Consider the following 18,607-nt stretch of genomic DNA (forward strand, 5'->3'; position numbering starts at 1 on the left):
TGCCCGACTGCCCGACTGCCCAACTGCCCAACTGCCCAACTGCCTCTCGTCCATTCGCGGCTCCCTGATTTCATGCCTGGTTATGTATTGGCGCTAGGTTATTCCACCTCTTATGCTCCAGCAGCCTTCACCGGCATGGCGTGCCCTACCACGCTTCTTGCAGCCAGCAGGGAGGGGGGATACACGGGAAATGCTGATCCTGTTACTCAGATTCCGGCTGAAAGGTTATGTTGGACCTATCGCGCTAAGGGGCAGGAATTGCAGGTGGAAAAACCGGCGTCCTCCTCAGCCAAGATCAATGGGTTAACATCGTGAGTTCTATGCATTCATTTAGGTTTTGTTTGATGACGTAATCTCAGGGCGTATAAATACCCCATTTATCGCTGTATCAACATTCTATTGAAAAATTAAAATGTCGATGGATCGATAATAAAATATAACTTAGATAAGAGGCCTTAATCCTAGATTAAAAAATGGAGTGCATACATTTTTCATCAATTGTTGTCATTTTTTAAATCAATCTGACCGCACCATTCTTTAAATGGAAATAATTCTTTTTCACTTATAAGGGGTGAGTGTTTCTTTAGTGAATATCAGCGATGGGGTGAGCGATTTTTCATCGTGTTCAATCCGATTATTTCTGAATGTTTAAAATCAAAGACCAGCGTAAATACGGTTGTATTTACGCTGATTTTATCCATGGGCTGATCAAGCTGTTATTTACAGGGTGTTGGCAGGCCGTGGATTAGCTCGTTTTAATTACTCTCGTCGTAGGCGTTCCGGATTAGATTTTTCCGTAACCCGCACCCGACATGATGGTTTTGACTAATGCTTTATTCATGGTTTGTACTTTGTAAGAGTAAGGGAGCTTGGCGGTATAATTTGTGAAACCGCAGCTCGATAAGCCAGCGGCGCTATTGTTAATTAGCGAGTTTTTATCGGTAAAGACTTTGCCGTTAAACGCCTTCACAACAGCACACTTGGTCTTGAGGTTGGTAATGTTGAAGGCATTGCTCTCTGACAACAGACTGCTGCTGGTGCCGATGCCGAAGCTGTAGAGATAAGCATAAGTTGAGGCATTCACGTTACCCACAAAGACGTTATTGAAAGCGTGAACATTGCCGTAGCGAACGCGCGGAGCACGTTCCCTCACCTGGTTGAACAAGTTGTTATAGAAGGTCACGTGCAGTTTGCCCGCATCCTGTGAACCATTGGTATCGCAGTGGCCGATCAAGATGGTCTTGTCGTGCTGTTCAAAACGGTTGTTGGAGACGGTGATATAGTCGGAACCCCGTTTAATATCTAACGTGCCGTCATGCTGTACATAGGTTTCACCATTTTTCTTGGTGTATTTGTTGTCGGTAAAGCTGCCGTCGCTAAAGGTGACATGGTCTATCCAGACGTGGTGAGACGTAATCACATTGATAGAGTCCCATTCCGCATTCCAGCCATCGCCCGATTCATAGTGAGGTGCCACGTCGACCGGTGTTTCAACATAAACATTTCGAATAATCACGTTGTTGGCATTGCTAATGACTAGCGAACCCTTGGTAAATTTACCCGAAGTCCCGATGCCGATAATGGTGGTATTTGATGGGATGAGAATCTGGCTTCGGGCCTTCTGGTCGCTGTAGGAAGAGTAGGCTTTGCCGCCGCTGATATCGATGGTTCCCGTAATTTGAATGATTTTTGCCGTGGTTTTGGCCGATAACGCCGCCTTGAACTCTGTGATGTTTTTTGCCGTGTAAATATTGGCGGCGGTGGCGGCTTTGCCCCCGGTCGTCGTTCCTTTTTGTGTCGCCCAGCCAACGGAGGCTGCGGTACGGCCCTGTGCTGTCAGCAAGCTGGCGGCGGATGCGCCGGAGGTGATTAACGCAGTGGCGATGCCGGCCATCAACAGCGGTTTGGCGCAAAAACAAATACGGAAAGATAAATCGGAGTGCTCTGGTTTTTTTTCTTTAGAAGAAATAATGATGCTCATGGAGAAGTTCCTTTTTCGTTATGAGGATTATTTATAAAACACATTTCATCGGCTTGATATAAAGCCATCGACTATTCGGCCCGTATTATTAAGGACTGGGATTTGAGTTTTTTGATCAAAATCGTTTTTCTGAGAGAAAGTATAAATTAAATGACAAGGGTTTTACTTGAAGGTTTTTTGATGGAATGAATATTTCATCTTGTAACGGATTGTATGGGTAAATGAAAGGGTGTCATTTTATTTTGTATTATTTCTATCAATTATTATAGGTATTAATGAATGATTTTTCATGATTGATTATTGGTCTTTTCTTATTGACTTGTTTTTTTGTGATAGAAATAAAATAAAGCGGCAACCCTGGATTGATAACCTTTGTACAATTGCCGCTTCTATTTATTTAGAGTTTGCCGAAGCCGGCCTTTTCAGCGATGTCGTCAGACAAGCTAGTTGTCATCGGTTGCACGGTATAGCTGTAAGGGATGGTGTCTGAATAGTCCGTAAAGCCGCAGGTCGATAAATCAACCTCGCTGCCGTTCAACATGGAACCTTTATCCGAAAAAATTTTGCCGTTAAAGGCTTTCGCCACTTTGCATTTATCGCTGAGGTTGCTGACGGTAAAACCATTGCCCTCAGATAACAGGCTGCTGCTAGTGCCGATGCCAAAGCTGTACAAGTAAGGATAAACCGAGTCCTTCACGTCACCGATATAGACATTATTGAAAGCATGGACGTTGCCGAAACGAACTCTCGGCGCACGTTCACGGATCCGGTTAAACAGGTTGTTGAAGAAAGTGACGTGCAGTTTGCCTTCGTCCTGGGCGGTATTGCTGTCGCTATGACCGATCAAGACGGTTTTATCATGCAGCTCAAAGCGACTATTAGAAACGGTGACATAGTCGGAACCGCGTTTGATATCTAGCGCTCCGTCGTGCTGTACATAAGTTTCGCCATCCTTGGTCGTGTACTTGTCGTCCGTAAAACTGCCGTCGCTAATAGTCACATGATCGATCCATACATGGTCGGCGGTCTGAACATTCATCGCATCCCATTCTGCATTCCAGCCATCTCCCGACTCGTAATGCGGCTCAACGTCGACCGGCGTTTCAATAGAGAAATTCCGCAAGATCACGTTGCTGACACCTTTGACGATCAGCGAACCATTGGTGAGTTTGCCCTGGTCGCCAATACCGATGATTGTGGTGTTGGAAGGGACCTGGAGCTGACTTCGCGCTTTTTGATCGTCGAAACTTGTGTAGGCGGTGCCGCCGCTGATGTCGATAGGCGCCGTAATCTGAATGATTTTACTGGTGCTGCCGGTCGCCAGCGCCGTTTTGAACTCGTCAATCGTCGCGACGCTATAGATGTTCTCTTCCGCTGCGGCGGATCCACCGGTGGTGGAACCGTTTTGTGATGCCCAACCGGCGGCCGGTGCGGTGGTCAGGGCTTCCTGCGTCAGCACAGAACCAGCAATTGCGCTGGAAGACATCAGCGCCGTGGCAACGCTGACGAACAGCAAACACGCTGGCGCTTTCTGCGAGAAGAATGAAGGGGTCAATCGGCAGGAATGGCCGGGTCCAATGCGAGGTGTAAGACTAGTCATGAGACTATCTCCTTATTACGCCCACGTATGTTGCTTGCGTTTCCCTGGTGTGAGAATGAAGGGCGGGTGGTTGAAATCCGTTCAATGCGAGGAAGTTAGCAATCCACATAGTTAGGTTCAATATCGTTATTTGTATTAATTATTCTTGGTCAAAAGATAATATAAAAAATACTTAGTATCAGAATGGTCTTACAGACCATTGGGAGAAAATTTCGAAGGGAACAAGCAGGGGAAGGACGCGGCGTCAGCGAATTGGATCGCAGGCCAACATGAAAAAAATACAGGTGCCTGATGAGAAAAAGTCGCTCCGCACGGGGAGGGGAAGAAAAGCGCAAACCCTTGCGCTGCTTGAGGCCAATCGTTTGCGCAAAAACCTCCGCCAAAGCCTATCTTCGCCGGTGAGAATCGGTTTACACTATAGGCCAGTGCCTTTCGGGGCGATTATATTGCGTTGTAAAAAATGCACGTTAGCTGAGTCAGGAGATCCGGATGTTAAAGCGTGAAATGAACATTGCCGATTATGATGCCGAGCTGTGGCAGGCCATGCAGCAGGAAGTGGTGCGTCAGGAAGAACATATTGAGCTGATTGCTTCAGAAAACTACACCAGCCCACGCGTCATGCAGGCACAGGGATCTCAGCTAACCAACAAATACGCGGAAGGATACCCGGGCAAACGCTATTATGGCGGTTGTGAATATGTCGATATTGTCGAGCAACTGGCTATCGACCGCGCGAAAGCGCTGTTTGGCGCAGACTACGCCAACGTACAGCCTCACTCGGGTTCTCAGGCCAACTTTGCGGTTTACACCGCACTGCTACAGCCCGGCGATACCATTCTGGGCATGAACCTGGCGCACGGTGGCCACCTGACTCACGGCGCACCGGTCAATCTCTCTGGTAAGCTCTACAACGTCATCCCTTACGGTATCGATGAAAGCGGCAAAATCGACTACGACGAAATGGCCGTATTGGCGCGTACTCACAAACCGAAAATGATCGTCGGCGGCTTCTCCGCTTATTCCGGCGTGGTCGACTGGGCGAAAATGCGTGAAATCGCTGATAGCGTGGGCGCTTACCTGTTCGTTGATATGGCTCACGTTGCGGGTCTGGTTGCTGCCGGCGTTTATCCGACACCGGTGCCTCATGCGCACATCGTTACCACCACGACCCACAAAACGCTGGCGGGTCCGCGCGGCGGCCTGATCCTGGCGAACGGCGGTGATGAAGATCTGTATAAGAAACTGAACTCCGCAGTATTCCCGGGGGGGCAGGGCGGCCCGTTAATGCATGTCATTGCTGGTAAAGCGGTCGCGCTGAAAGAAGCGATGGAACCGGAATTTACCGTTTACCAGCAGCAGGTAGCGAAAAACGCCAAAGCGATGGTGGAAGTCTTCCTGACTCGGGGTTTCAATGTGGTTTCCGGCGGCACGCAAAACCACCTGTTCCTGCTGGATCTGGTCAGCAAAGACATCACCGGTAAGGAAGCCGATGCGGCGCTGGGCCGGGCAAATATCACCGTCAACAAAAACAGCGTGCCGAACGATCCTAAGAGCCCGTTCGTCACCTCCGGTATTCGTATCGGTACGCCGTCCGCCACCCGCCGTGGCTTTAAAGAGGCGGAAGTGCGCGAACTGGCCGGCTGGATTTGTGACGTGCTGGATAACATCAGCGATGAAGCAGTCATTGAGCGCACCAAGCAGAAAGTGCTGGAACTTTGTGCTCGTTTCCCTGTTTACGCCTAAGTCTGCGATGCGTGCTCCGGCACGCACAGCGAATAGACGCCAGCGCAATGCTGGCGTTTTTTTTATCTGTTGACCGTAGTTGCGCCCATCAAACAACTTTGCCAAAGTAGCCGGTCGAAACAGGAGAACCCATGGTTTTACGATCCACTCGCTGGCTGGCTCTCAGCTATTTCACCTACTTTTTCTGCTACGGCATCTTTTTGCCTTTTTGGGGGCGTTGGCTGCAGGGAGAAGGTTTATCGGATGAAACCATTGGGCTATTGCTCGGCGCCGGTCTGGTTGCTCGCTGTTGCGGGAGTCTGGCTATTACTGCCGGGGTCGGGCATCCGTCCCGGCTCATCGGGGCACTGCGCTGTCTGGCGCTGGTCTCGCTGATCATGGCCTTCGGGTTCTGGCTCGGCAATGCGTGGTTGTGGCTGCTGCTGGTCATGATCGGGTTTAACCTGTTCTTCGCACCGCTGGTGCCGCTGACCGATGCGCTGGCAAGCACCTGGCGTCAACAGCTCACAATGGACTACGGGCGGGTGCGGTTATGGGGATCTATCGCGTTCGTTATCGGTTCGGCGGTAACCGGCGATCTCGTTGCCGTCTGGGGACATCCGGCCATTCTTATGGTTCTCTGCGTCGGACTGTTGTGTATGTTGTTAGGCATGTTGTTTCAGCCTGAAACCGCGCCTCAGGCGGCGACGTCTAAGGCGACCGGTCTTGCCTCAACCCCTTGGCGTCAGCTATTAAGTGAAACCGCCGTGTGGCGCTTTATGCTTGGCGTCACCCTGTTGCAGGGAGCCCATGCCGCGTATTACGGCTTTAGCGTCATTTACTGGCAGAATATGGGCTACTCGGCGTCGGTCGTGGGGTATCTCTGGTCGCTGGGCGTGGTTGCAGAGATTGTGATTTTTGCGCTCAGTCATCGTTTATTTCGGCGCTGGACGGCACAGGGACTGCTGTTGCTCTCGGCTGCGTGCGGCGTTATCCGCTGGGGACTGATGGGATCGACTGTATCGCTACCGTGGCTGATCGTGATTCAGCTATTACACTGCGGGACGTTTACGATATGCCATCTGTCGGCCATGCGCTTCATCTCCACGCGACAGGGCAGCGACGTACTGAAGCTGCAAGCGGTGTATTCCGCCTTGGCGATGGGCGGCGGAATCGCGCTGGTCACGGTCTTTTCCGGTTATCTGTTCAGCCATCTGCAGGGCAAAACGTTCTGGGTGATGGCATTGCTGGCGGCACCGGTCCTGTTTTTTCGGTTGCCGGATACGGCGAAGACAAAGGTCTAGCTGAAAGAAAATCATGAATAAGAGGTGACGATGGTATTCGGTGCAATCACGTCGCGATGGCCTGGCCGGTTGGCGGCGGCGCTGATGTTGACGGGATGTGGTGCGATCCCGCAGGCGTTGGCGCATCCTCACAGTTTTATCGACATGCGCATGACCGTGGAGGGGCAAAACGATCTCATCACCGGGCTGCGCATGAAATGGACGATGGACCCGATGACCTCCGCCGATCTCCTCTATGATGCGGGGGCTGCGCCCCAGGAGGCGGAAGTTTGGAAGAAACTGGCAGCGGAAGTCATGGCCAACGTGCTGGGGCAGCACTATTTCACCGACATTTTTCGTGACGGGAAGCCGGTCAAATATGCGCCAATGCCGAGCGAATATCATCTTTCTCGTCACGGCAATCAGGCGATGCTGGAGTTCGTGCTTCCGTTGGCCCATCCCCAGCCTCTGGCGGGTAAACCTCTGCTGATATCCACCTACGATCCGACCTACTTCGTCGATATGTCCTACAAAGAGGACCAGGCGATCGCCGTTAATCCGGCACTGTCGTCGCGCTGTCATACTACGCTGACGACGCCGAAACCAGATGCTTCGCTACAGTCTTACGCGCTCTCGTTAGATAAAAATGACAGCCCGGACGAAGACATGGCGCTGGGTCAACAATTTGCACAGCGGGTTACGTTGCAATGCCAATAAATCTCTCTTCTCATTCCGACGGTCACGCTCGCCGCGCTGCGTGGCCGCTATTGATCCTGTTGCTGGCCTTGGGCTGGGGACTCTATGAAGTCTGGGCTTGGTGGCCGGATATGTTGCGCCAAAGCGTCATCTGGCAAAAATCGCTTCACCAGCAAATGTCGCAGCTGATGGAGGCGGTCAGCACGCAGCCGCGTCGCGCCGGTTGGAGCCTGCTTGCGTTCAGTCTGACCTACGGCATTTTGCATGCGCTTGGGCCGGGCCACGGCAAGGTGGTGATCGCCACCTATCTCGCTACGCACCCCTCTCGCCTGAAGCGCAGCCTACAGCTCACCTTCGCCGCTTCGCTGTTGCAGGGCATGGTCGCGGTAATTCTGGTGACGATAGTGCTCTCCGTGTTGCAGCTCTCCAGCCGGGTGCTACACGTGAGCAGTTTTTGGATAGAGAAGGGCAGTTACCTGTTGGTGATGCTGCTCGGGGTATGGCTGAGCGTTCGTGCTATACGGCGGCTATTTGCGGCGCGAGCGGGATCCCGTCCTCCCCGCATCCAGCGGCTTGCGCCGCTGACGGCAGCGCCGTCGTCGGCGGTGTGGCGCGTCGAGAATATCCGCGGTTCTGTTTTGCATGACGCGGGATGCGGCTGCGGGCATCAGCATGTTCCGCAGCCGGAAGCGCTTGCCGAAGAGGGTGGATGGCGGGCTCGCTTGATGGTGGTGCTGGCGATGGGATTACGTCCCTGCTCGGGCGCGATATTGGTGCTGTTGTTCGCCAAAGTCCTCGGGGTGTATGGTTGGGGAGTTTTGTCGGCGTTGACGATGGCTCTGGGCACCGCCTTTACGCTCTCCCTGCTGGCGGCGGCGGTCAGCGCCTGCCGACGACTGATGACGCGCCTCGGCGCAGAACGGACTTCACCTCGGTGGCAGCAACTTTTCTGGTGTGCATTATCCTTGAGCGGCGGCGCATTACTCATGGTGGTGGGGGTGGTGCTGTATGTCAGCGCCCAACCCGCCATGATGGGCGGTATTCGCCCGTTTGGGGGATAGTGATGGTTGGACCGGCGCGGCTTCGCTGAGGTGGAAAGCCTGCCGGTCCAACGCCCCGATGTAGCTCCGGGGCGGGAAGGTAATTGTGTTATTGCAGCGGCTCTGTGACCAATCCGTCGATTATCACCTGCGGTATGCCTTGTGAACAACGTTCGATGCGTCCTCGTACGCCGTAAACGCGCGCCAGACTCTCTGCGGTAATGACTTCCGCCGGTTCCCCGTCGGCAATCAACTGACCGTTTTGCAGCATCAACACGTGATCGCCATGGCGAAGCGCGATGTTAATGTCGTGGACCACCACCACGGTGACGATATTCCGGCGCTGGGTTTCTCGACGCACCAAATCCATCACGTGGAACTGGTAGTTGAGATCGAGCGCGCTAAGCGGTTCATCCAGCAGGAGCAGCGACGGCTGACGGATCAGCGACTGCGCCAGCCCGACCAGCTGTTTCTGCCCCCCGGACAGCTGGTCCAGATAGTTCAGCGCCAGATGCTCGATACCCAGCTGTCGCAGTAATGTCATGACCGCGTCCTTATCTTCGCGCTGGGACAGGCCTCCGCTGGCGCGTTGGGCGACGATGATCGATTCCAGGACATGCAGGTGCACCCCGGCCGGCAACGACTGGGGAAGGTAAACTACCTTTTCGGCGCGTTGGCTGAAAGGAAGCTGCATCAGGTTCACGTCGTCCAGATAGACGTTCCCTTTCGCATTGCCCAGCCCGGCAATCGCCCGCAGCAGCGAGGATTTCCCGCTACCGTTCGGCCCCAGCAATACGGTGATTTTGCCTCTCGGCAGCTTCGGCACGTTGAGATCCGAGATCACCGGGCGCTTGGGGTAGCCTGCGTGGAAGTGGGAGAGGGCGAGACCTTTAGGCGTCGAATTCATACGCTCCCCCTATGCCGCAGAATGATACTCAGGAAGAAAGGCACGCCGACCAATGAGGTGACAATGCCGACGGGAATGATGACGCCCGGCAGCAGGTTTTTGGACACCACGGAGGCCAGCGACAGCACCAATGCGCCGGTCAATGCGCTGGCTGGCAGATAAAAACGGTGATCTTCGCCGAAAATCAGCCGGGCGATATGCGGCGCCACCAGGCCGATAAAGCCGATGGGACCGACGAAGGCGACCGACAGCGCGGACAAGATGCTAATGCGCAGCAGCGTCGCCAATCGCAGTCGGCGCACGTTAATGCCGAAGCTGATCGCCCGGTCTTCGCCCAGACGCAGCGCCGTCAGCTTCCACGCGTTCATCATTGAGAGCGGCATGACCACCGCCAGCACCAGCAGCAGAACGCCCAGTTTGTCCCACGAAGCGCGAGCCAGACTGCCCATTGTCCAGAAGACAAGCCCTTGCAGCGTGTCTTCGTTGGCGACGAATTGCAGCATAGAGACCAGCGCGTTAAAGGTGAACACGAGTGCGATGCCGAAGAGCACAACGCCTGAAGTGGCAACCTGTGTCCAGCGGGTAATGGCATCAAGCAGCAACGCGGCCAACAGGGCGAACAAGAATGCGTTGGCGGAGATAAACCACTGAGCCGGAATGCCGGGAAGGCCAATGCCCAGCACGATGGCTAGCGCCGCGCCAAACGCGGCAGCTGAGGAGACGCCCAATGTAAACGGGCTGGCGAGCGGGTTATTGAGGATCGTCTGCATTTCCGCGCCTGCGAGCCCCAGGGCCAGGCCGACGACGACCGCCATCAGCGCATAGGGCAGGCGGATATCCCAGACAATCACGCGAATACCAGCATCCGCCGCCGAAGGGTCGGTTAGCGTTTGCCACAGTGTTTCCAGCGCCAGGCCCGATGGGCCGAGGACAAAGTCCAGCAGCAGCGAGGCGATGATGGCTATCACCAGGGCGGCCATCAGCAGCAGGCGGTGCCGGACGATATGCTGATAGCGATGCATAATGCGGTTTTCGGCAGCCGGGCTACCGCGGTGAGTCGATTCGGTCGTAACACTCATGAAAGTTACTCAGCCTGTTTCCAGGAAAAAATAAATTCGCTATCGGGCAACGTCGTGAAGCGGCGAATAATGTGGTGGTAGGAGGCGTCCGGAGTCAGATCGCTGAACTGCTGAGGGTAGATTGCCTTAGCCAGATATTCCATACCAACGATATTGTACGGGTGATTATAGAAATGGTGGTATAGGCCGAAGGCTTGTTTTTTCCGTACGGCCGGAATTTGTGCCACGCCGGTCCGGCTGAGCAGCTGGTTTCCTCTGTCATCGAGATTCGCCTTGTCCGCGCCGTAACCCAGCTGCAACAGTGGACTGCGCCGTCGCCACGTTTTGACCCGGTCATGATGTAAACGTCCGGCTTCATGCTGATGAGCGTTTCCAAGGATACGTAGCCATAGGCGCCCGGAAGCAGCGATGAGCCGATATTTCGTGCGCCGACGGCTTCGACCAGACCGCCCCAGCCGTTATGTGCATGGCTGAAGCAACAGGATTCAGAACGACCGGCCAGCGCTTCGATAAACACGTTGGCCTTCGGCGTGATGGCGGCGGTACGTTGCTGAATGGCAGTGAGATGCTGGCGGTAAAAATCCGTATAGGCTTTAGCGTTATCTTCGCGGTTCAGCACGCGTCCCAGCAGGGCTATGCTGTCGGTCGTGTTTTTGACGGGCGCGATTTCAAAATCGATGAAGATCACCGGGACGCCGAGCGTGCGCAATTTGCTGAGTATACCGTTATCGGTCAGCGAGGGTTTGGCGCGCATTTGCGCGACCATCAGGTCGGGCCGCTGCGCCAGTACGCTTTCCAGCTCGATATCGCCTTTGTCGCTGAATCCCATATCTAAAATGGACGCCGCCTGCGGCCATTTGCCTTTCAGGATGTTCCATGTCGCAGTGTCGGATGTTCTGGGCAGGTTATTCCAGGCCACCAACCGCTGAAATGGATTCTCGCGATCCAACAGCGCCAGCGCCATGATGTCGCGGCCGTCCTGCAAGACAATACGACGGGGCTCCTGTTTGAGCGTGACGTTCTGCCCGTCGAGATCGGTTACCGTGACGGGATACTGCGTGGCATGGCTACTCAAGGAAGCCGTCAGTGCGGCGACCAGCAAAACGTGTCGAAACAGGTGGATGAACATAACGCGACTGCACTCCGTCCTTAAAATGAGTTTAATAATTATTATCATATGTAATCGAATGAGCTTTCAACCAACAAAAAAGTTAAAAAACAAAAGTTAGCGAGCGTTAATGTGTTTGACCTTTGTGCCACTAATCTGCGGGAATTCGCGCTTTTCATCTCAAAAACACGACAAAGCTGAGTAATGACGAGGGTAGTTAATAAACAAGGATGCGGCCTATCGGCGCTGACGCAGTGGGTGGCTATGGATGGGAAATCCTCGGCACACTCCCTTGGTTTCTGCCTGATCTGATGATTTCGTCATGATGAATCAAAACGAATGTATGAGATGGCCGGCCGGCATCAGCGCGCTAATGAGGTCTCGGGCTGATACAGGGAGCCGTTTCCGGCGATGATGACGCTAGATGAAGGGGGAACGTTACTGTGGCCGATAAGGGAAACCGCTTGGGGTCATGGCAGGAATAAAAAGAAAAACGGCGGTTAGCCGACTGAAGTCGACTAACCGGGAGAAACTTAACGTTTCAGTGCATCGCTCAGGTTGTCGCGGACGTTGGACAACAAGGATTTCACCACACGCGGGTTGCCGGCGACGAGGTTGCCGGTCGTCAGGTAGTTGTGGCCGCCAACGAAGTCGGTCACGATACCGCCTGCTTCGCGTACCAGCAGTTCACCGCCAGCGAAGTCCCACGGCTTGAGGCCGATTTCGAAGAAACCATCAACGCGGCCCGCGGCGACGTAAGCCAGATCTAACGCGGCGGAACCGGTGCGGCGGAAGTCCGCGCACAGACCGAACAGACCTTCCATCATGCGGAAGTAGCTGGCGGAGTGCTGTTTGTGCTTGAACGGGAAGCCGGTGGCGAGAATGGTGCCGTCCAGATCGCGAGCGTTGCTGCTGCGCAGACGATAGCCGTTCAGCTGAGCGCCCTGACCGCGAGTGGCGGTGAACAGCTCATTACGCATCGGATCGTAGACGACCGCGACTTCGGTACGGCCTTTGATGCGAACAGCGATGGAAACCGCGAAGTGCGGCAGACGTTTGATAAAGTTGGAAGTGCCATCCAGGGGATCGATAATCCATTGAATATCCTGGTCTTCTCCGACCAGTTCTCCGCACTCTTCACTGATGATGGTGTGCTGAGGGTATGATTTGCGAATGATTTCAATAATCAGGCGCTCTGCATCCCGATCGACATTGGTGACAAAATCGTTACTGCCTTTCTGGCTCGCCTCGACGGCGTCGGGCGTTTCATAGTTTTTGGCAATTAAATTACCGCCTTTACGCGCGGCGCGCACGGCAATGTTCAGCATCGGATGCATGGTATCGTCCACAAGAATGTTAAAGAACAGAAATCGGCGCGCAGTATACCAGCAAAAGAGAAAATAGCGAAGATTGTGTTAACATAGTCCGCATTTCCTTTTTCGCACTATTGAGTCAGCATGTTAGAAAATATACGCATTGTCTTGGTGGAAACGTCCCACACCGGCAACATGGGATCGGCCGCTCGGGCGATGAAAACCATGGGGTTGAGCAATCTTTATCTGGTTAATCCGTTGGTTAAGCCTGATTCACAGGCGATCGCGCTTTCCGCCGGCGCGAGCGACGTCATCGGGAATGCCACGCTGGTTGAAAATCTGGATCAGGCGTTGGAAGGCTGTAGCCTGGTCATTGGGACCAGCGCCCGTTCGCGTACGCTGCCGTGGCCGATGCTGGAGCCCCGCGAATGTGGTGTACGTAGTGCGCAAGAGTCGCGCCATGCGCCTGTCGCCATCGTGTTTGGCCGTGAACGGGTCGGGTTGACCAATGATGAACTGCAGAAATGTCATTATCATGTGGCGATCCCGGCGAACCCGGAGTACAGCTCGCTGAATCTGGCGATGGCGGTGCAGATTCTTTCTTACGAAATCCGCGTCGCGCATCTGGATAATGAGCAGATGGCTACGCCCGATCATGAAGAAACCCCGTATCCGCTGGTGGACGATCTGGAGCGCTTTTATCAGCATCTGGAATCCACGTTGCTGGAGACCGGTTTCATCCGTCAGTCGCATCAGGGGCAGGTCATGAGCAAGTTGCGCAGACTGTTCACCCGCGCCCGCCCGGAAAGTCAGGAGCTCAATATTCTGCGTGGCATCCTGAGTTCTATCCATAAAAAATGACCGATGAGTTGCGAGTAATAGTTGAGTGTTTTACTCGGATAAATACTTGACTGAAATACTCGGGAATGACAGACTAATATCACATTTCGACCCTTCCTGTGTTCAAAAACACGGGTTCACTCTACGGATACCATTGATATGAGACTGACTTCTAAAGGACGTTATGCTGTTACCGCCATGCTGGATGTGGCGCTGCATTCTCAGGAAGGCCCTGTGCCTCTGGCTGACATCTCTGAGCGTCAGGGCATTTCGCTTTCGTATCTTGAACAGCTGTTCTCGCGTCTGCGTAAAAATGGTCTGGTTTCCAGCGTTCGTGGACCGGGCGGCGGCTACTTGCTGGGCAGAGACGCTAATGATATCGCCGTCGGCGCGGTTATCTCCGCCGTCGACGAATCGGTCGATGCGACCCGTTGCCAGGGGCGCGAAGGCTGCCAGGGCGGCGACCGTTGCCTGACGCATACGCTGTGGCGCGATCTGAGCGACCGCATTACCGATTTCCTGAACAACATCACTCTGGGCGAGTTGGTCAACAACAAAGATATTCTTGATGTTGCCGATCGTCAGGATGCCGATACGCGCCGTACCTCTACTGGCCGTACGCAAGAAACGATCAACGTCAACTTGCGCGCCTGAAAAAGGCTCGGTGACGTCTGACAACGCATGGCGTTGGCCCTGAGGGTTACGGGCAGGAGCGCCCGATGATAAACCAAACGCAGAGTACGTTTGGGTGTGAAGTACGGAGTTAATGAGCCATGAAGTTACCCATCTATCTGGATTATTCAGCCACGACGCCGGTTGATCCGCGCGTGGCTGAGAAAATGATGAAGTTCTTGACGATGGACGGTACGTTCGGCAATGCCGCGTCCCGTTCGCATCGTTACGGCTGGCAGGCGGAAGAAGCGGTTGATGTCGCACGCAACCAGATCGCCGATTTGGTTGGCGCGGATCCTCGTGAAATCGTCTTCACCTCGGGCGCCACGGAAGCGGATAATCTGGCGATCAAAGGCGCAGCCGCCGCTCATCAGGAAAAGGGTAAGCACATCATTACCTGCGTGACTGAGCACAAAGCCGTGCTGGATCCTTGTCATCAGTTGGAACGTGACGGGTTCGACGTCACCTATCTCACGCCAATGAGCAACGGCGTCATCGACTTGAATGAGTTGGAAGCCGCTTTTCGCGACGACACGATTCTGGTTTCCATCATGCATGCCAACAATGAAGTTGGCGTGGTGCAGGATATCGCCGCTATCGGCGATCTGTGTCATCGCCGCGGCATCCTCTATCATGTCGATGCCACGCAGAGCGTCGGAAAGTTACCGATCGATCTCGGTCAGCTCAACGTCGATTTGATGTCGTTTTCCGGTCATAAGATTTATGGCCCGAAGGGCATCGGCGCGCTGTTCGTTCGTCGCAATCCGCGTGTGCGTATTGACGCCCAGATGCACGGCGGCGGCCACGAACGCGGAATGCGTTCAGGTACGCTGCCGGTGCATCAGATCGTGGGCATGGGCGAAGCCTATCGCATAGCGGCGCAAGAAATGGAAACAGACTTTTCGCGCCTGCGGGCCCTGCGCGATCGGTTGTGGAACGGTATTCGGGATATTGAAGAAATCCATATCAATGGCGATCTGTCTCAGAGCATTCCCAATATTCTCAACGTCAGCGTTAACTATGTTGAGGGTGAATCGTTGCTCATGGCATTAAAAGATCTGGCCGTTTCCTCCGGTTCAGCCTGTACTTCCGCCAGCCTTGAGCCTTCTTATGTGCTGCGGGCGCTGGGAGTTAATGAAATGCTGGCGCTCAGCTCCATTCGCTTTTCGTTGGGGCGTTACAGCACGGAAGAGGAGGTGGATTACGCCATTGTGCAGGTACACAAAGCCGTCGAGCGGCTGCGTAGCGTCTCTCCAGGATGGAAATCATTCAAACAGAACGCGAAGAACGCCGGCACGGCCTTAGCGTCTCAATCCTAAAGCGTTGTCATCTTCCTGACAGGTAAGTTGGCCGGGCAATTCAGCTCGGTCACCTTGAAGTTAACCCTCTTCGTCATCAACTAATTATCCTGTACAGGGATGAATTAGCACTCAATCATGCGTTCCTCTCGTTAGCGCGGTTACGGCTTTTTGCCGCTCGCCCCGGATTCCCTCTCACCTTATTGGTTCCTAAATGTCCTTTGGCGGATATCACGCGGGATTTTTCCTGTTTTTGTGCGTTCTTCCCGACGAGTTACGCCAGGGACAGGGCGCAGATATGCTATCTTGACTCGAGTTTTTGCCGCAGAACCGGTTAGGACTGGATTGGTAATAACCTGTCCTGGTGAAGGCATTGTGAACGCATAGCGATGACAATAAGGTGGTGCTTGAAAAGCGTCAAATGACCACCGAGGGCAGAGATGACGTGTGGGGCATAAAAACGCCACATTACACTATATTGATACACGCACTGGCTTTTGCTCCGTCAGCCTGCTCGGCGAGACGGACTGATGCGAGGACCGGCGGTCGAATATCGCCATGCCAATCCCCGCGAGAGCGCCCCCTCTGCATGATAAAATGAGCCGTGGGATGAATTGAACGATCGGCCACCGAACCGTAACCTGAAAAGGTAGAAGAGATGCGGTTCTCTGGTTGGATAAAAGCTGAATAACCAGCACGACAGGCACGCCTACGAGGCGGCCGATTTTTTCTTCTTCACGGCTGACCAGCCTGATGAAAGAAATGCGTAATAGGGAACGTGATTATGACAACCGAAACTATGCCGATTACCCTTTCCCACCAGCCGGCCGATGCTCGCTGGGGTGAAAAAGCAACGTTAACCTCTGGCGAGCAGGGGTTCACCATCCATCTGACAGGCGAAAAAACGCTGGTCACCCTCCAGCGCGCCGGCCGTAAAATAGACGGTCAGGGCATTAAACGCGTCAAGCTGGAAGGCGAGGGGTGGGACCTCGAAAGTAGTTGGGCTTTCTGGCAGGGCTACCGTGGACCAAAGGGACAGCGCACCGTTGAATGGGCGGCGCTGGATGAAGTTGCGCAGCAGGAGTTAGATCGCCGTCTGAAAATCGTCGATTGGGTACGCGATACCATCAACCTGCCGGCTGAATCGCTGGGGCCGGAACAGCTGGCGACCCGCGCGGTAGATCTGCTGTGTTCCGTCAACTGCGACGCGGTGTCTTACCGCATTACCAAAGGCGAAGACCTGCGCCAGCAGAACTATTCCGGCCTGTATACTGTTGGGCGTGGCTCAGACCGTCAGCCGGTATTGCTGGCGCTCGATTACAATCCGACCGGCAACCCGGATGCGCCGGTGATGGCATGTCTGGTCGGTAAGGGCATCACGTTCGATACCGGTGGCTATAGCCTCAAGCCCAGCGGCTTTATGGATTCGATGAAGTCCGATATGGGCGGCGCAGCGCTGGTGACTGGAGCATTGGCCATGGCGGCGGCGCGTGGACTCAAACAGCGCGTCAAACTGTATTTGTGCTGTGCCGAGAACATGGTGAGCGGCAACGCGTTCCGTCTGGGCGACATCATCAGTTATCGCAACGGTAAAACCGTGGAAGTGATGAACACGGATGCGGAAGGGCGTCTGGTGCTCGCCGATGGGTTGATCGACGCATCCGCACAAAAACCGCAGTGGATTATCGACTGCGCCACGCTCACTGGCGCCGCGAAGATGGCGTTGGGGAACGACTACCATGCGCTGTTCAGCTTTGACGATGCGCTGGTTGGGGATTTACTCACTAGCGCAGAACGTGAGGGCGAACCCTTCTGGCGTCTGCCGCTGGAGGAGTTCCACCGCCAGCATCTGCCGTCTAACTTCGCGGATCTGAATAATATCGCCAGTCCGGCGCATTCTGCGGGGGCCAGCACGGCGGCGGCCTTCCTGTCCTATTTCGTGGAGAACTATCAGAAAGGGTGGCTCCATATTGACTGTTCGGCGACCTATCGCAAGGGGGCTGTCGATCAATGGTCGGCTGGCGCGACAGGGCTGGGGGTGCGCACTCTGGCGGACTTCCTGCTGAGCAAAGCTGGCTGAATAAGCAACGGCGGGCAAGTTAAGACTGGGTTCGAAACAACGTGCGGCAATGCCGCGCGAGCATAACCACAGGCTGCGCGTCTTCGATGTGACGCGCAGGCCTGAAAGCGTTGAGGAAGACGATGGAATTTTCACCACAAAACACGCTGGAAGAGGCGCTGATGCGCGCGGCGACCGAGCCTGCTCATCGGCCTGAGTTTTTCAATGAACTGATGACGGCCACGGTATACGTACTAGGAAACAGCGACGGCGACACGACTTTCGGCGAGCAGACGCTTCAGGCAGGCAGCCAAGTGCATCTTCAGCATTGGGAGAAGCCGGATGGCAGTTCCGCAATCCCATTTTTTTCCTCCCTTGAGGCTCTGCAGTCAGCCATCACCGAAGAACAGTCCTTTTTGGCCCTGCCCGCACGAGCGCTGTTCGAACTGACACAGGGCGCCGTGTTGTTCCTCAATCCGAAATTGCCTTATGGGAAAGAGTTTCTGCCGCAGGAGGTTGAACACCTGCTGGCTGGCGAAGGCACCGGACTCGTGACGAAAAAAGTGATCGAGGAGGACACACAAGTCCTGATTGGTCAGCCCGCGGAAATGCCCGCGCAGATGATCGACTCTCTGACCCAACTATTTGCGAAATATCCCGCCGTGCGCCGCGCGTTTCTGGTGCAGATCCAGGAACAGGGAGAAGAACAGCCGCATCTGCTGGTCGGCATCGATGTGGATGAAGACGTGGAAGCGATCATTCTGGCGGCAGGCACTGTTGCCAGCGACACGTTGCCGGACGATCGCCCGATTGACCTTTGCGTCGTTGCAGACAACGAGCCGGGCATCAGCCATTACATGATCAAGCACACCACGCCGTTTTATGAGCGTAAGTGGGGCAGCTTTTTGCGTGATTTTAAAAACAGCGGCCACGCCTGAGCAGATAATGTTGCTTGACCGCTTGACCGCTTGACCGCTTGACCGCTTGACCGCTTGACCGCTTGACCGCT

Annotated in this window: 14 protein-coding genes and 1 pseudogene; 9 read left to right on the forward strand and 6 right to left on the reverse strand. The window is 54.4% G+C overall.

What is annotated here, in order from left to right:
• Positions 1-784: 784 nt before the first annotated feature.
• Entirely contained in the window at positions 785-1,894 is a 1,110-nt protein-coding gene (locus AU511_RS15130; protein WP_240503859.1) for a pectate lyase family protein, read from the reverse strand.
• A gap of 484 nt (positions 1,895-2,378) precedes the next feature.
• A complete protein-coding gene (locus AU511_RS15135; protein ID WP_420843463.1) occupies positions 2,379-3,536 on the reverse strand; it encodes a polysaccharide lyase in 1,158 nt (385 codons plus the stop codon).
• Between the two features lie 534 nt (positions 3,537-4,070).
• Here AU511_RS15135 and glyA point away from each other — a divergent pair.
• The 4 genes from glyA (at position 4,071) to AU511_RS15155 (ending at position 8,343) form a co-directional block, all read left to right on the forward strand.
• Positions 4,071-5,324: a serine hydroxymethyltransferase gene (glyA, locus tag AU511_RS15140; protein WP_094110187.1), complete on the forward strand. Its 1,254-nt coding sequence runs from the start codon at positions 4,071-4,073 to the stop codon at positions 5,322-5,324.
• 131 nt (positions 5,325-5,455) lie between these two features.
• Positions 5,456-6,607: a 3-phenylpropionate MFS transporter gene (locus AU511_RS15145; protein WP_094110188.1), complete on the forward strand. Its 1,152-nt coding sequence runs from the start codon at positions 5,456-5,458 to the stop codon at positions 6,605-6,607.
• Positions 6,608-6,691: 84 nt separating this feature from the next.
• Positions 6,692-7,303, forward strand: coding sequence for a DUF1007 family protein (locus tag AU511_RS15150; protein WP_100059685.1), 612 nt, complete (start codon positions 6,692-6,694; stop codon positions 7,301-7,303).
• Complete coding sequence (locus tag AU511_RS15155) at positions 7,294-8,343, forward strand: nickel/cobalt transporter (protein WP_094110190.1); 1,050 nt, start codon at positions 7,294-7,296, stop codon at positions 8,341-8,343. Before AU511_RS15150 ends, AU511_RS15155 begins: the two co-directional genes overlap by 10 nt.
• Positions 8,344-8,431: 88 nt before the next feature.
• Here the strand turns inward: AU511_RS15155 and AU511_RS15160 are convergent, their stop codons facing one another.
• From AU511_RS15160 to suhB, 4 genes and pseudogenes are all read right to left on the reverse strand, one after another.
• Positions 8,432-9,229 carry an ABC transporter ATP-binding protein gene (locus tag AU511_RS15160; RefSeq protein ID WP_094110191.1) on the reverse strand — a complete coding sequence of 266 codons (798 nt, stop codon included), beginning with the start codon at positions 9,227-9,229 and terminating at the stop codon, positions 8,432-8,434.
• The gene (locus AU511_RS15165; RefSeq protein WP_094102187.1) at positions 9,226-10,308 is read right to left on the reverse strand and encodes a FecCD family ABC transporter permease; all 1,083 of its coding nucleotides are present in this window, start codon (positions 10,306-10,308) and stop codon (positions 9,226-9,228) included. Before AU511_RS15165 ends, AU511_RS15160 begins: the two co-directional genes overlap by 4 nt.
• Before the next feature lie 5 nt (positions 10,309-10,313).
• Positions 10,314-11,437, reverse strand: a pseudogene (locus AU511_RS15170) (ABC transporter substrate-binding protein).
• A 512-nt stretch (positions 11,438-11,949) separates the two neighbouring features.
• Positions 11,950-12,753: an inositol-1-monophosphatase gene (suhB, locus tag AU511_RS15175; RefSeq protein WP_094102241.1), complete on the reverse strand. Its 804-nt coding sequence runs from the start codon at positions 12,751-12,753 to the stop codon at positions 11,950-11,952.
• 120 nt (positions 12,754-12,873) lie between these two features.
• Here suhB and trmJ point away from each other — a divergent pair, with 120 nt between their 5' ends.
• The 5 genes from trmJ to sseB all read left to right on the forward strand — a co-directional run bounded on the left by trmJ (position 12,874) and on the right by sseB (position 18,536).
• Complete coding sequence (gene trmJ, locus AU511_RS15180; protein WP_094102240.1) at positions 12,874-13,590, forward strand: tRNA (cytosine(32)/uridine(32)-2'-O)-methyltransferase TrmJ; 717 nt, start codon at positions 12,874-12,876, stop codon at positions 13,588-13,590.
• Between the two features lie 138 nt (positions 13,591-13,728).
• Positions 13,729-14,223, forward strand: coding sequence for a Fe-S cluster assembly transcriptional regulator IscR (iscR, locus tag AU511_RS15185; protein ID WP_026738381.1), 495 nt, complete (start codon positions 13,729-13,731; stop codon positions 14,221-14,223).
• Between the two features lie 119 nt (positions 14,224-14,342).
• Positions 14,343-15,560: an IscS subfamily cysteine desulfurase gene (locus tag AU511_RS15190; RefSeq protein ID WP_094110192.1), complete on the forward strand. Its 1,218-nt coding sequence runs from the start codon at positions 14,343-14,345 to the stop codon at positions 15,558-15,560.
• Between the two features lie 763 nt (positions 15,561-16,323).
• Positions 16,324-17,619 (forward strand): aminopeptidase PepB, encoded by a 1,296-nt coding sequence (gene pepB, locus AU511_RS15195; RefSeq protein WP_094110193.1) that lies wholly within the window; start codon positions 16,324-16,326, stop codon positions 17,617-17,619.
• 122 nt (positions 17,620-17,741) lie between these two features.
• The gene (gene sseB / locus AU511_RS15200) at positions 17,742-18,536 is read left to right on the forward strand and encodes an enhanced serine sensitivity protein SseB (protein WP_094110194.1); all 795 of its coding nucleotides are present in this window, start codon (positions 17,742-17,744) and stop codon (positions 18,534-18,536) included.
• Positions 18,537-18,607: the final 71 nt, after the last annotated feature.

The organism is Lonsdalea iberica, assembly GCF_002111585.1.
Lineage (GTDB): Bacteria > Pseudomonadota > Gammaproteobacteria > Enterobacterales > Enterobacteriaceae > Lonsdalea > Lonsdalea iberica.